Here is a 13,517-nt window from a genome sequence, read left to right on the forward strand (position 1 = left end):
TGCTCATTCTATGGTGATCGAGACCTGTTGCGTATCGCCCGTGCTGCCGGGCACCTTGAGGTGATAACTGCCCGGCTTGATCGCGATGAAGCTGATCTCCGCTTCGCCCGCCTCGTCGAATTCGATGGAATCGACGCCGAGCGGCCGGATCTCGATGCCCTCGATGACGATCTCGTTGACCCAGACGGCGCGGAAGAAACCGGCCCCCTCCAGCGCCAGTTCCTGGCTGCCGTCCGCCTTGATTTCCAGCGTGTAATATTTGCCGGATTTCAGCGTCAGCGCGCCCTTGGCAACCGGCTGGCCTGCCGACAGGGTAAGTTCGGGCAACGCTTCGCGATTGGATTTGGACAGGATGCCGGCAAGGCCCATGCCGGCTTCGGCCTTGTTGTCGTCGTCGTCCGCCAGCGCCACGAACGGCACGGCGACAAGCGCGATGGCGGTCAGGATTGCTCTTTTCATGATGTCCTCCTCTTCGACTCTTATGGCCGGCTCGCCGCGCCCCAGGGGAAGCGCCCGACCTTGATGGATTTCACGGGTTCCAGCGAGGCGACGTCGATGACGGTCACGTCGCCGGAGACACCGTTGGTGGTGAAAAGCTGCGTGTGGTCCGGCGAGAAGGCGAGGTGCCAGACCCGCCGGCCGACGAGGACGTAGGACTTGACCGCGAACGTATCGGCATCGATCACCGCGACATGGTTGGCAGGGCCAAGGGCGACGAAGGCGGTCTTGCCGTCCGGCGTGAACTCGAAGCCGACGGGCTGGACGAGGTCGGCATTGACGCCGGTGATCTCGAAGCGGATCTTGGCCTTTTCCGCCTGCGTGGCTACGTCGAAGACGGTGATCGTGCCGCCGATTTCGGACGAGACCCAGAGCTCCGTTCCGCCCTTGGCGAACTCCGCATGGCGCGGACGGGAATCGACGAGCGTGTTGGCGAAGATCGTCTTCGTGCCGGTGTCGATCCAGTGCGCCATGTTCGTCGTTTCCGACGTGGTGATGACGATCTTGCCATCCGGCGAGACCGCCATGCCTTCCGGCTCGATGCCGACATTGACCTGCGCCACGACCTGCCGGGTCTCGACATCGACGACCGTCGTCACGGCATCGTCCTCGTTGGCGATCCATAAATGCTTGTCGTCCGGGGCGAGCACGAACTGCTCGGGGTCCTCGCCGGAGGGCAGGTCGTGCAGGATCTCGCCGGTCGCGGGATCCATGACCTGGACCGTGTCGCTGTCGGAGGCGCAGATATAGACGCGGCTGTGGTCGGAATTGAAGGTGATGCCGCGCGGCCGCTCGCCGGTCTTGATGGTGCGCACCATTTCCAGCGTCAGCGTGTCGATCACGGAAATCGTGTCGTCCTTCTCGTTCGTCACCCAGATCTCGCCGGCAATCGCCGGAAGCGGCATGGCGGCCAGCATGGGCGCGATCAGCAGGGCCGGAAATTTCATCTCATCCTCCAAAGGCAGTGCAGGTGCTTTCGGGCCGGTCGAGGCCCAGCGTGTCCATTTCGTTGGTCTGGTGCAGGTAGCCGTCGAGTGGTGCCAGTTCGACCAGCGCGCGGGCGTTGACCACCGCCATCGGCTGGCGCAGCTGGCCATCCCAGTCGCGATAGGTGAGGCTGCGGCCCTTGAAGCCGTCGAGCGCGAATTTTTCCGAGAGGATGAAGGTGCGTAGTACGGCGGGATCGGCGGAATTGGTTCGCGTGACGGCCTCGCCGATGGTGCGCAGCGCCGTCCACGCGGCGTAATCGCGCGAGCCCATCTCGCGGCCGGCCGCCTTTTCGAAGCGGTTCTGGAGCTGCACGGCGGCCCATTGTTCCAGCACCGTCGCCCAGCCCTCGCCGCGCAGGCCATCGGAGCCCGCGACCGGTCGCGGCAGCCAGGTATTGTCCTGAACGTAACGCGCGAAATCGTCGGCCTCGTCGGAAATCAGCAGGATGTCATGGTCGGGAAAATCCTGGGTGAAGAGGGGGATTTCCTGGCCGGCGGCGCGCCGCAGGTCCGTGTCGAACGTCCAGTCCTTCGCGGCAAGGATTTCGACGCCGAATTTTTGCGCGGAGGCGCGCAGCGTGTCGGCGAAGGCGCGGTCCTCCGGCTTCGGTCCAGCGATTAGCACCGTGCGGGTCCAGCGCCGCGCCTTCAGCACCTGCATCAGCGCATCCGCGCGCATGGCATCTTCCGCCATGGTGTGCAGCACGTTCGCGCGGCAGTCGGCGTCCCGCAGCCGTCGCGCGCCGGATGAGACGTTGAAGAGCAGCGCGCCCTTGGCTTCCGGCAGGTCGGCCACGGCGAGAATGCCTTCCGGCGGCGCGTCGATGAACAGGATCTTGGACGTGGCAAGCGCCTTGCGGGCGGCGTCGAGGAAGTCGCCATCGGATTCGACCGAGAGCAATGCGAGGCTGTAGTCGTGGCCCATGAAGGTGCCGGTGGTCTTGGTATCGGTCAGCGCCACCTCGGCGCCGGCAATGCCGCGGTCCTCCGGAATCGGATCGAGATTGGAAAGCACCGGCGGCGCCTGCATCTCCTGGCGGAGATAGGTCATCGATATGGCAATGTCGGCTGCGGCTGAGGACGCCCAGCAGAAAGCCGCAGCCGCAAGCCACAAGCCTTTCCGGCTCCCTTTGAAGCATTCCCGCATGTCGCATCCTCCCGCAACAACCATGTCGCCAAGGGGGAGAGCTAGAAATACGACCTTGGTGCCATGCGCCGCCGCGACCTAGGTCGAATATCGCGCTGCGTCCGTGCTGCCTTACAAAATGCGCAGTTGGAAATGCGAAGGAGGACGGCATGTCGGCCAACATCATTCGCGGCGGGGTCGCCGCATTCATTCTCATGGCGACGACGAGCCTGGTGATTGCGCATGGCGATGTCGCGCCGCAACCGGTCAATACCGATGCGCTTCCCGAAGTGGGCGAGGAGTGGTTGACCGAAAACCCCTATCGCGAGGCGAAGATCGGCCATGAGGCCTGGTTGAAGGCCGTCGAGATCGGTGCCTCCGGCTATACCCAGAACTGCGCGCGCTGTCATGGCTTGGGTGCGGTGTCCGGCGGGCTTGCGCCGGACCTGCGCTTTCTGGAAGCGGAAGAAGTCGGCGACGAGTGGTTCGTGGAGCGCTTCCGGCACGGTTATACGCAGGACGGCACGACCAAGATGCCGGCCTTCGGCGACATTCTGGGCCAGAAGGCCGCCTGGGCGATCCGCACCTATGTCGAGACACGGCCGGAGGACGGCGCGCTCGACGCCCACGCAAAGCGCCTCCATGAAATCCGCGACGAACTCGGCAGCGGCAAGGTGGCCGATACGGGCGCGATCAAGAAGGAACTGGAGACGATCGCGACCGAAGTGAAGACCGCATCCGGCGCGCCGGTTGCCGACAGCGTCACCTATGAGGCTGCGCGCATCCTCTCGGACAAGCCGGAAAGCTGGAAGAAGGCGGCCGAGGTGCTGACGGTCGGCCTTTCGGCCACGCAGTAACCTGCCATGTTGCGCCGTGCATTTCTGGCCATGGTCCTCGGCGTCGCCCTTCCGGGGGGCGCCTTCGCGCGCTGCGAGGACTATGTGCCCCAGGCCAAGCCGCAGAACACTTTCGCGCAGGATGTCGGGCGCGAATTCGACCGGATCATCGAAGACGGCTGGATCGAGTTCGCCGTCTACGAGAACTATGCCCCGTGGTCCTATGAAAAGAAGGGCAAGGCGGTCGGCGTGGATATCGAGATCGGCCGTCTGGTTGCGAAGGCCCTCGGCGTCGAGGCGAAGTTCCGCCTTGTCGCGGCCGGCGAGAATCTCGAAGCCGATCTGTTGAATTATGTCTGGAAGGGCGCCGCCGTCGGTGGGCGGGTCAGCGACGTGATGCTGCATGTGCCCTATGACAGCGCGCTCGTCTGCCGCATCGAGCAGGTGAGTTTTACCGGGAAATACGCCAAGGAAAGCATCGCCATCGCCTATCGTGCGTCCGACTACGAAGAGAAGGCGCCGACCCCGCCCTTCTTCCGGTTCGATGCGGTGGCGGTCGAAAACGACGCGATCTCTGACTTTTACCTCACGTCCCTGATCGGCCCGGTCGACAAGATCCACCGTTATCGCTCGACCGCAGCGGCGATGGACGGCCTGGCGGACGGCGACACCAAGGCGGCGATGGGGCCTCGCGCGGAGCTGGAATCCGGTCTCGTGCGCCATCCGGATGCCGGGCTGAAGGTCCATTCTCCGCCGCTTGTCGGCTTCGCGCGTGGCAGCTGGACGATTGGCGTGGGTGTGAATTTCCAGCACAAGGACCTCGCCTATGCCGTCGACGAGGCAATCGAAAAGGCGCTTGCCAGCGGGGAAATCTCGCGTGTTTTCGAGGCGCATGGCCTGACCTTCACGCCGCCCGAACGATAGGCTCAGAAGGTTGAAACATCGCCGGCCTCATCGACCGCGGTGACGCGCGTGATGCCGGGAACACGGCGCAGGGTCGCGCGGATTTCATCGCGTGTCATCAGGCAGAAGGCGGTCGAAAAGCCGTCCGCCATGGCGGCACTTTCTGCCTCCACCGAGATAGTCGACCAGCAGGGGCGCTCACCACGGGGTCCCAGAATATGGAAGCCCGTGCCGAGCATCATGGCCGAAGGGCTTGAGGTCGCAATGGCGTTGCCGGCGAGGCGCCGCGTGGCGATCTGGCCTAGGGCAGGATCTTCGACGGCTACGCTGAACGGGCCGCCAATGGCGGCAAACTCCCCCATGTCCACGAAGGCCTGCGCATAGCCTTCTTCCAGCAGCAGGCGGCGGACCCGATCAGCCGCGTAGCCCTGCGCGATGCCGTTCAAGGTCAGCGCTTGGCCGTGAGCAAGCTGGATGGATGGTTCGATGCGCACCCGCTCCCAGCCGATCGCGGCCTGTGCTTCGGTGACGTCGCGTGCTTGGGCAAGCGCGCGCCAGAGGGGCTGCACCGTCGGGTCGAAACGACCGGCCGTTGCCTGATGGACGTGGTTGGCGAGGCGTAGGAGATCGAGAAGGGCTGGCGGCGGATCGTCCAGATGGCCTGCGGCATTCAGCCTGCTGAGGGCGGAACCGGTTTTGAACAGGCTGGCCGCTGCCTCGACTTCGGCAATCGTGCTGCCGATCCGTCCGACAATATCCTGCGCAAGGCCGCGCGTGCCGCGCAGATCCACCCGTACCGTGCCGCCAAGCATGTCTGTCTGCCAGGTCGTGTTTTCAGCGCGCGCGGCGCCGGAAAACGCAGCCGCCGCGGCGATGAACAGGAACCGCCGTCGCTTCATGCTGATGCCTCCACCTTGGCAAGCGCCTGAATCGGCGGGCGCTTTCGTTGCGCCAGCACCAACGGCACGCATTGCTGCGCGTCGTCGTGGATCGAAACGCAGTCGAGACATTGGAAACATTCGCTGTAGGCGATCTCGCCCGTCTTGCGGATGGCGCCGTAGGGGCAGCGCACGCGGCAGAGCTGGCAGGGCGAGCCGCATTCGGCGCGGCGGGGTATCCAGGAGCGGGTGCGCAACAGGCCGCCGAGCGCCATGACCGCGCCGAGAGGGCAGACATAGCGGCAGAAACCCTTGAAGGTCGTTGCTGCGAGGAGCAGCCAGAAGACGGCATAGGCGACGTAGTACCATTCGCGCTGGAAGAGCGTGGTGACCGCCGTCTTGAAGGGCTCGATCTCGGCTGCGGTTTCAATCTTTTCGGGTGCGAGAAAGGTGACGGCGACCAGGCCGGCGAGCGAAATCCATGCGCCAGCCTTCAACCGTCTGTCCCAGATCGGTGAGGGGTTCCATTGCGGCAGCCGAAGCAGGCGGCCGGCATGATGGGCGAATTCCTGCATGGCGCCGAACGGGCAGAGCCATCCGCAGAACAGGCCGCGTCCCCACAAGACAAATCCAAGGATGGAGGCGCCCCAGACCATGAGGGAGAAGGGATCGTAGAGCAGGACCGCCAGGCTGCCGCCGCTATTTGCGGCCCGAAGTGCCGCGAGTGGCGTAACGATCGAAAGCTGGCCCTGGCCCCACCAGCCCACGAAGCCGATCATCAGGCCCAGAAAGGCCAGCCGTGCCGGGCGCAGCAACGTCGGCGCGGCGAGCCGGTGCATGCCGGGGCCGACTGCGCCGATCAATCCCGCAAGCAGGATGCCAAGCCCGGCAACGTCCCATTTTCGATCGACGATCGCGGCCTGCCAGGGTGGCAGCGCCTTTGACGTTTGCGGGCGCAGGAAGAAAGCGGGGTCGGCCTTCAAGTCGAGCGGAAAATGGACCGAGCCCATTTCCGGCTTCAGCATGCCGTGGGCGCGCACGGCCTGGGCGGAGAGTATCCAGTCGCGCGTGGGGTCGAAACCGAGGCGCCGGTCGATCCTCAGGACCATCGTCGTGCCCTGCGGCACATCCCGCCGCGTCTCGACCATCATGTCGGCATCGCGAAGGGCGACCGGCAGGCCGTCCTGCACGGCCGCAAGCCGGTCCGGCGCCGTGTTGCGCACGAAATCCGCCGACACCAGCCCGTGGCGGCCGCCATCGATGATGAGCATGGGCTCGTCGTCCGGCGATACGCGCAGCAGGCGTTGAAGATCGGCGAAACTCTCCTCGCTCAGGACGGCCCGGGCGATGGACGGCGGACCGATGTCGACCACCCACAGATCGAGGAACAGGCCTTGCGGATCATCCGCCGCCTCGGGATCGTCGCGCGCCCAGATCGTCGTCTTGAAGCCGTCGTCGAGTTCGGCGTTGGTTACCTTCAGGTTCCGGGCCAACCCTCGCTTGACCAGTTCCGCCCAGTCGAATGTCTCGTCTATCGATGGATCGGGGTGCACCGGCGGGCCGCTCGCCACGCCCTGCATCTTCTCGCGCGCGACGGCGAGCGTTGCGGCGAGGATCGACTCGTGCGCGATGCGAACGGAGGCCGTGGCTTTCGTCACCCCGTCGAGATAGACGAGATCGGAGCCGCCGCCGGCCTCGCCATACGGCGTGCCGACAACGAGCGCTTCCCGGATCGAATGGCCGCGATATTGTTCGAGGAATGCGCGCAGCGGCGCTTCGCCCAGGCCGGAAACGAAGATCGGCTCGTTGTGGGCAATAAGGCGCACATCGAGAAAGCGGCCATCGCGGTCGATCGTCACGAGCATGTTGATGGGAGCGCCGGAAAAGCCCGGAAGCGGCGCCAGCGGACCGGTCTCGAAAACGTAACCCGCCTCCGCGCCACCGGAATTCAGCAGCGTCCACACGCCCTTTTCATTCACCGGCTCGCCGAGCGCGTAGGGCGGCACGATCAGGCCTGCAAGCGCATCGCGATCGAGCGGTGCTGCGCCCGCCATCCCGGCGCAGGCGAGCAGGCTGAAAACGAGAAAGCTCAGCAGGGCAAAGCGTCGTCTCATGCCGCGATCCTCCCAACCCGATCTCTACGCGCCAGGCGAAAGGCCGCCATACGACCAAGGTCGCGGATCGGGTGGCAACCGTGGCGGCTATATTCGGTTCGGGAGAATTCGCATGTCTGAGAAGAGCCTCGACGATCGCTTGCAGGGGAGCGTGTTCCTTCTTTCACTCGGCCTGTTCGGGCTGTTCTGGGCAACACTCGCCATGCTGAAGGCCGACCCGACCGTCCTGCCGGGGCCTGTCGAGGTCGCGCGTGTCTTCTGGTCTGAAACGGTTGCCGGACGCTTGCCGAAAGAACTGATGGCGACACTCTTGCGCGTGGCGGTCTCGTTCGGGCTTGCCATGGCGGCGGGCTCGCTGCTGGGTTTCCTGCTCGGCCGCCACAGGGCGCTCAACCGCTGGGCCGATCCGTGGGTGACGATCTTCATGAACCTGCCGGCGCTGGTTCTGATCGTGCTCTGCTATCTGTGGATCGGCCTCAACGAGCTAGCGGCGATCGTCGCGGTGACCCTCAACAAGACGGCAATGGTCATGGTCACCGTGCGCCAGGGCGTGACGTCCTTCGACCCGGCCCTCGACGACCTGGCATTCGTTGCCTGTCTTTCGCCCCAGGAGCGGCTTCGGCATCTCATCCTGCCGCAACTCGCACCATGGCTGGCCGTCGCCGCGCGCAACGGGATCGCCGTCATCTGGAAGATCGTCCTCGTCGTCGAATTCCTCGGCCGGTCCAACGGCATCGGCTTTCGCATTCACCTCTATTTCCAGCAATTCCAAACCGCGCATGTGATCGCGTATTCTCTAGCTTTCGTGGGTGTCATGCTGATCGTGGAGCACGGGCTCGTTCAGCCGTGGGAAGCGCGATCTATTCGCTGGAAAGCGACCGACAGTGGCTTCCGAAATGGTGTAGCCTGAGATTGCTCGATCCCCATCAATGCCTGGGTGTCGATGCCGTGGCGATATCTACGACCGATTGATCCGGCACGGTTTTCCACGAGAACTGACGTTGGCTTCTGGTCTTCGGTTCGATCCCGTTCAAGAGCAAATCATTCGCGGAGCCAAAAACGTTCGGCACGCAACCACCTTCTCGTCGCTGCATATCGCTTTAATCTGTCTCAAACTATCAAAATGCTTGGAGAGCTTCTCCAAGCTACGGTCGAAACAGCCTTCGGCGTCTGGCCAAAACTCTTTGCGCTTGTTGCCCAGTTGTTGGATATTTCCAGAATTTGACCCAGTTTGTCAGTTTATCGTGATCCACGCGCAGCAATAAAACTACTTTCGATCCCAAGCCTTTGCGTCGCTTTAGATGGGGCGATGCCAAATGAAAAACTGGGTCAATTCCGATCGTTATTCAACAGAGATTACTCTGCCTCTCCTTCGGGGCTAATCGTGCGTCATGGCCGCCAGTGTGTCTCCTCAACATGGGATGATTTTACTGCCCTCAGAGGCAGCATCTCTGATTTACCTTGCTAATGGTGCGGAGGGGGCTCACACTGGTTTCTTCAGCAGCCATGGTTCCGGGCACTGCTGTGTGAGGGTTGGTTACCCTGGCCCCAATCCAAGGAGGACGACATGTCTTCCGATACGAGAACGCCTGAAATCTCATTGCGCGAGATGGAAATGATCCGGTCCGTGCTGCGCATTGCGGGCTACAGTCCCGATGTCCTTGCCGAAGATCGGCAAAAATTCAATACGGCCACCAAATTGCTGATGCAGCTGGTCCTCTCCGGCGAAGTCGCGCCGCATGCTCTGGCGGAGCATCTGGAACAGTGTTTCGGTCGCCCCATGAAGTACAAGGTCCTCTTTGCCTCCCTACTGCCGCGGTATGCCATACAAGGCCTGCCGCTTGTTCCCAGGGCGGGCTTCCGTCCGATCAGCGTGCACTTGCGATCTGGTGAAAATGATCTGCAGGAATGGGAGAATGAAGGTGGAGCGCTGAAACCCGCCTCGCACCATAAATCTATCCACTGACAGGCAGAGTGCAAGACGCGCACAAACCACCCAATGCGAAAGGAGGGTGGCATGTCTTCCATCTATCAAGAACAATATATGGATGCCGCAGACATAAGAATGCTTCGCGACATTCTGAAGCGTTCGGGTTACCGGCTTGCCGGAGGAGGAGCGGAGACGAAGCGCAGTCGCTCCGCCGCGATGTTCGTGATCGGTCAGTTCAAGGCCGGCCTCATTGAACCGTCCTTCATGCTGCATGGTCTCGAACACAGAGCGTATCATCCGCGCCAAGCCGCGGACGATACAGGTCTTCAGGTGTGGGAAAACGAGGGCGGGGCGACGAAAGGAGACGCTATATGACCGGTCGCTTGACGCTGTCGGTCCTCCTCGTCGCTCTCTCGATCACGCTGGTCTGGGCGTTTCGCCCTGAACAGAATGCGTTCGAGCGATTGACCCCCGCTGAACTGAACCAGCCGATGTCGGCGCAGCCTGGAGGAGACGTCGAACGAAATCCATGAGGACACGCCACGCACCGATAGTCCTATTTGGTCGCCGGCGACGCGTTGCCGAGCTAGCGCAAAGTGTTGGGGGATGTCGAGGGAGCTTACCCGCAGCGATGGCGTGCGGCCAAGGAAAGCCGTGTTCCGCAGCGACAGATAAAGCACGCGACCGCCTGGCACATTTTGGCCGCTCGCAAGGGGAAGCGATACTCCTTCAAGAGGAAGCCCTCGTTCACCTCGACAATTACCCTGTCCGGCCGGCTCTCACCGATGCGTTGCACAACGTATGGGTGCTACTGACCTGCCGCCATCTCGCTGAACAGCCAGTCCCGGAACGCCCTGATTTTCTGGTGCCGCAGCGCGCTTTCCGGATAGACGACGTAGTAGCTCCAGCGCGATTTGAGAGCAAGGTCGAAGGGCCGCACCAGACGTCCCGCTGCAAGGTCCGCCGATACGAGCGCGCTCCTGCCGAGAAGCACGCCTTCACCCTGCACCGCGGCCTCCACGGCATAGGCGGCGGATTCGAATTTTATGCCGGCGGTGTGGTCGATGCCATACAGGCCGGCGGCCTGGTGCCAAGTCGCCCAGTCGATACGGAAATTGTCGTGAATGAGCCTGTGGTGCCGGAGGTCCTCCGGGCTGCGTAGCGGGCGGTCTGCCTTCAGGAGTTCCGGGCTGCAGACGGGGCTGACATCTTCTTCCGCCAGAAGTTCCGATACGACCTTGTCATAATTGCCCTCGCCGTAGCGGATTGCGATGTCGATGCCATCGCGGATGAAATCGGTGAGCGTCCCGGACGTCGAAAGACGCACATCGATTTCACGGTGGATACGGTGAAACCTGTGAAGGCGGGGTACAAGCCACCGACCTGCAAAGCCGTCCGAGGTGCTGACATTGAGGACACCGGCTGATCTCGAGGCCGTCGCTGCAATGGTCGCGATACCCACGCGGTCCAGCGCCGCGCCGATTTCGGCGGCGTAGGCCACCCCCTCCCGAGTCAGCCGGACAGAACGGGTGCCGCGCTCGAAAAGCCGGACGCCCAGCATCTCCTCGAGATTGCGCACGGCTCGGCTGATCGCCCCGTGCGTCAGGTTCAATTCCGCGGCCGCCCGGGTGAAGCTCAAATGTCGGGCAGCAGCATCGAAGGCTGGCAACGTCGTCAGCGGAGGAAGTTTGCGGGCCATCGAACACCTGTGAGCATTGATCACAAATCATCGACGATTACTCGTTTGTCGTCCAGCCGGTTTTGCCGCAGGTTTTTCCTCATGGATTTGAATTCAACGGCTGCTCCCCGGGGGCGCGATTTGAGAAGGAAAAACGCTGTGAGTATCATTCACACTTGCGACGCTCCGTGCCGCAGCCTTGTGCCGGTTTCCGCGCCCGATGCCCGAGAGGCGCTGACATCGTTGTTCGCGTTCGTCGCACGCCTGGCGGCCCGGTCAATGGATGCGGTTCACCTTCACCTTGCCATGCGGCGTATCGCGCGCCTTTCGGCCCGCCGTCTGGATGACATCGGCTTCGAACGCGACTGGGGCGGGACAATCCGCCCCCGGTCTGCGACCGCCAGCCAAGGAGAAGGCAAATGAAGATCTATCCTCATCTCTGGTTCCAGGGCCAGGCCGAGGAGGCCATGGCGTTCTACCTGTCGGTCTTCAATGGGTCCACGGTCATCGAACGCATCCTATTGCCCGATCCTGAACTGTCCGTCGTTCGGTTCACGCTGGCCGGTTTGCCGGTTGCGGCTTTGAACGCCAACTCGCGGGTGCCCTACAACGAAGCCTTCTCCTTCCTCGTCGAAACCGCAGATCAGGCGGAGACGGACTATTATTGGAACGCCCTTATCGCCGATGGCGGCAAGGAGCAGCCCTGCGGATGGTTGACCGACCGGTTCGGGGTTTACTGGCAGGTCACGCCGCGGGTACTCTTACGCATGCTCGCCGATCCCGACCAAGAGAAGGCCAGCCGCGTGATGCAGGCCATGTACAAAATGAAGAAGATCGTCATCGCCGATCTCGAGCACGCCTATCGCGGCTGACGCGTTCCGCTTCCCCGGAAAAATTATCTTCAACGCAGAATATGGAGAACCCAATGGCACCGCTTATGGGCAAGAGAGTTGTTATCGTCGGCGGCAGTTCGGGTATCGGTCTCGGCGTTGCCTCCGCCGCGGTGAAAGCCGGGGCACAGGTGGTCATCGTCGGTCGCTCAATGGAGAGGCTGAAGGCGGCGCGAGAGACACTTGCCGCTGAGGATCGTGTTACCGCCCTTGCTGCCGACATGACGCAGGAGCGCGAGATCGCCCGGCTTTTCGATGCCGTGGGCGCGTTCGATCATCTCGTCTCGACGGCCGGGTCGCCTCCACCGGGCGATCCGATCGATCAGACGGACATCGATGTCGTTCGCGACTTCATCGAGAACAAGTTTGTCGGCGCCGTTCTTCTTGCAAAACACGCGGCGCGCCGATTGACGCGCGGTGGGTCCATGACGTTCACTTCGGGCATCAACAAGGACAAGCCGCCCGTCCCGGGAGGCGCGGTCGTCGCGGCGATTGCCGGTTCATTCAGTTATCTGGCCCATGCGCTGTCGCTTGAACTGGCGCCAACCCGCGTGAACGTCGTATCACCGGGCTGGGTGGACACCCCCATGTTCGACGCATTGGCTGGCGAGGCGAAGGCCGGGTACTTCGACGGTATGGCCGCCCGCCTGCCCGTTGGTCGCATTGCAACGCCGGCCGATATCGCGCCTGCCTATATTCACACGATGGAAAGCGATTTTACCACCGGCCAGACCCTTCACATCGATGGCGGCCAGAGCCTTCTTTGACAGGGAGGCGACCCCGCCGCGCCAGCAATCTAACGTGACATACTCGCCTTGACGCAGGAGGAGCGTGAGATTGACAACACCCCCGGCTCCCGGTGGCCCTACCGCAACGGCGGCATGTTCGCTCGTCCCTTCCCGGTTACTGACTGCTCAAGGTCATCTTCGACGCCGCGGGCGCGCCGGCGTTCAAATAGGCGACGAAATCCCTGAGCATGGGCACCCGGCGTGGACGGAAACTCTCCTCCGTCATTCGGATATCGGCGATCCGGTCGACACGGAACTTGCGGAAATCCTGGCGCAGGCAGCACCAAGCGAGCAGCACCAGCATCCGCTCCAGATACACGATCGCCAGCGGCAGCACCTGCCGGTCGGTTCGCTGCTGCTCAGCATCGACGTAACCGATCACCACAGCGCGCTCCTGCCAGCAGGCCTCGCGCAGAAGGCCGACATCGATAAACGGCGGATCGCGGCGTTCGAAGCGATAGACCTGCGATGCGGCGTGCAGTGCCTGGCGCTGTAGCCGATCAGGCAGCGTTGCCGTGACCTTCGAAAGCACGGCAGCTGCGGCTGCCGCCAGAGCCGGCTCACCCATATGCTGCACCTCGGCAAGGCCGAGCACCAGGGCTTCGATTTCAAGCCGTGTAAATGTCTGCGGCGGCAAGGCGATGTCTTCCGTCAGCCGGTATCCGAAGCCGCGCTCGCCGTCGATGACGGCACCTGCGGCGCGCAGGCAGTCGATGTCCCTGTAGAGAGAACGCAACGATACGCCGGTCTCCTCGGCAAGGCGCGCGGCCGTCACCGGGGAGGGGAGAGTGCGAAGCGCCTGGAGCAGGCGAAACAGACGATCACTACGGGCCATGACTGTGGAAGGTAGATGAAGCCTACTGACGGAAAATGGCAGTTGGCCGACT

15 protein-coding genes are annotated in these 13,517 nt (G+C 63.0%); 8 read left to right on the top strand and 7 right to left on the bottom strand.

Annotation, left to right across the window (positions count from 1 at the left end; all coding sequences use genetic code 11):
- Nucleotides 1-3: 3 nt before the first annotated feature.
- Genes GR138_RS25225 through GR138_RS25235 form a run of 3 tightly spaced genes read right to left on the bottom strand, consistent with a single transcriptional unit; the run spans nt 4 to nt 2,538 of the window.
- Nucleotides 4-459 (bottom strand): cupredoxin domain-containing protein, encoded by a 456-nt coding sequence (locus GR138_RS25225; protein ID WP_160862044.1) that lies wholly within the window; start codon nt 457-459, stop codon nt 4-6.
- 20 nt (nt 460-479) lie between these two features.
- The gene (locus GR138_RS25230) at nt 480-1,445 is read right to left on the bottom strand and encodes a YVTN family beta-propeller repeat protein (protein ID WP_160862045.1); all 966 of its coding nucleotides are present in this window, start codon (nt 1,443-1,445) and stop codon (nt 480-482) included.
- Between the two features lies 1 nt (nt 1,446).
- Entirely contained in the window at nt 1,447-2,538 is a 1,092-nt protein-coding gene (locus GR138_RS25235; protein ID WP_246200709.1) for an ABC transporter substrate-binding protein, read from the bottom strand.
- Between the two features lie 245 nt (nt 2,539-2,783).
- Between GR138_RS25235 and pedF the strand changes: the two genes are divergently transcribed.
- Entirely contained in the window at nt 2,784-3,470 is a 687-nt protein-coding gene (gene pedF / locus GR138_RS25240) for a cytochrome c-550 PedF (RefSeq protein ID WP_160862047.1), read from the top strand.
- A gap of 6 nt (nt 3,471-3,476) precedes the next feature.
- Complete coding sequence (locus GR138_RS25245; protein ID WP_202402844.1) at nt 3,477-4,373, top strand: transporter substrate-binding domain-containing protein; 897 nt, start codon at nt 3,477-3,479, stop codon at nt 4,371-4,373.
- 2 nt (nt 4,374-4,375) lie between these two features.
- Here GR138_RS25245 and GR138_RS25250 read toward each other — a convergent pair whose 3' ends face one another.
- Nucleotides 4,376-5,251 carry an FAD:protein FMN transferase gene (locus GR138_RS25250; RefSeq protein WP_202402845.1) on the bottom strand — a complete coding sequence of 292 codons (876 nt, stop codon included), beginning with the start codon at nt 5,249-5,251 and terminating at the stop codon, nt 4,376-4,378.
- Nucleotides 5,248-7,344: a 4Fe-4S binding protein gene (locus tag GR138_RS25255; RefSeq protein ID WP_160862048.1), complete on the bottom strand. Its 2,097-nt coding sequence runs from the start codon at nt 7,342-7,344 to the stop codon at nt 5,248-5,250. The genes GR138_RS25250 and GR138_RS25255 overlap by 4 nt, the downstream gene beginning before the upstream one ends.
- A gap of 112 nt (nt 7,345-7,456) precedes the next feature.
- Here GR138_RS25255 and GR138_RS25260 point away from each other — a divergent pair, with 112 nt between their 5' ends.
- From GR138_RS25260 to GR138_RS25275, 4 genes are all read left to right on the top strand, one after another.
- Nucleotides 7,457-8,254, top strand: a complete 798-nt coding sequence (locus tag GR138_RS25260; RefSeq protein ID WP_160862049.1) for an ABC transporter permease — start codon at nt 7,457-7,459, stop codon at nt 8,252-8,254.
- A 657-nt stretch (nt 8,255-8,911) separates the two neighbouring features.
- The gene (locus GR138_RS25265; protein ID WP_160862050.1) at nt 8,912-9,310 is read left to right on the top strand and encodes a hypothetical protein; all 399 of its coding nucleotides are present in this window, start codon (nt 8,912-8,914) and stop codon (nt 9,308-9,310) included.
- A gap of 51 nt (nt 9,311-9,361) precedes the next feature.
- Complete coding sequence (locus tag GR138_RS25270) at nt 9,362-9,649, top strand: hypothetical protein (RefSeq protein ID WP_160862051.1); 288 nt, start codon at nt 9,362-9,364, stop codon at nt 9,647-9,649.
- A complete protein-coding gene (locus GR138_RS25275; RefSeq protein WP_160862052.1) occupies nt 9,646-9,807 on the top strand; it encodes a hypothetical protein in 162 nt (53 codons plus the stop codon). Before GR138_RS25270 ends, GR138_RS25275 begins: the two co-directional genes overlap by 4 nt.
- 275 nt (nt 9,808-10,082) lie before the next feature.
- Here the strand turns inward: GR138_RS25275 and gcvA are convergent, their stop codons facing one another.
- Complete coding sequence (gene gcvA, locus GR138_RS25280; protein WP_160862053.1) at nt 10,083-10,973, bottom strand: transcriptional regulator GcvA; 891 nt, start codon at nt 10,971-10,973, stop codon at nt 10,083-10,085.
- A 398-nt stretch (nt 10,974-11,371) separates the two neighbouring features.
- Here gcvA and GR138_RS25285 point away from each other — a divergent pair, with 398 nt between their 5' ends.
- Both GR138_RS25285 and GR138_RS25290 read left to right on the top strand, forming a co-directional pair.
- A complete protein-coding gene (locus GR138_RS25285) occupies nt 11,372-11,824 on the top strand; it encodes a VOC family protein (protein ID WP_160862054.1) in 453 nt (150 codons plus the stop codon).
- 53 nt (nt 11,825-11,877) lie between these two features.
- Entirely contained in the window at nt 11,878-12,609 is a 732-nt protein-coding gene (locus tag GR138_RS25290) for an SDR family oxidoreductase (RefSeq protein ID WP_160862055.1), read from the top strand.
- 136 nt (nt 12,610-12,745) lie between these two features.
- Here the strand turns inward: GR138_RS25290 and GR138_RS25295 are convergent, their stop codons facing one another.
- Complete coding sequence (locus GR138_RS25295) at nt 12,746-13,465, bottom strand: helix-turn-helix transcriptional regulator (protein WP_160862056.1); 720 nt, start codon at nt 13,463-13,465, stop codon at nt 12,746-12,748.
- Nucleotides 13,466-13,517: the final 52 nt, after the last annotated feature.

This window comes from Shinella kummerowiae (assembly GCF_009827055.1).
In the GTDB taxonomy this organism is placed as follows: domain Bacteria; phylum Pseudomonadota; class Alphaproteobacteria; order Rhizobiales; family Rhizobiaceae; genus Shinella; species Shinella kummerowiae.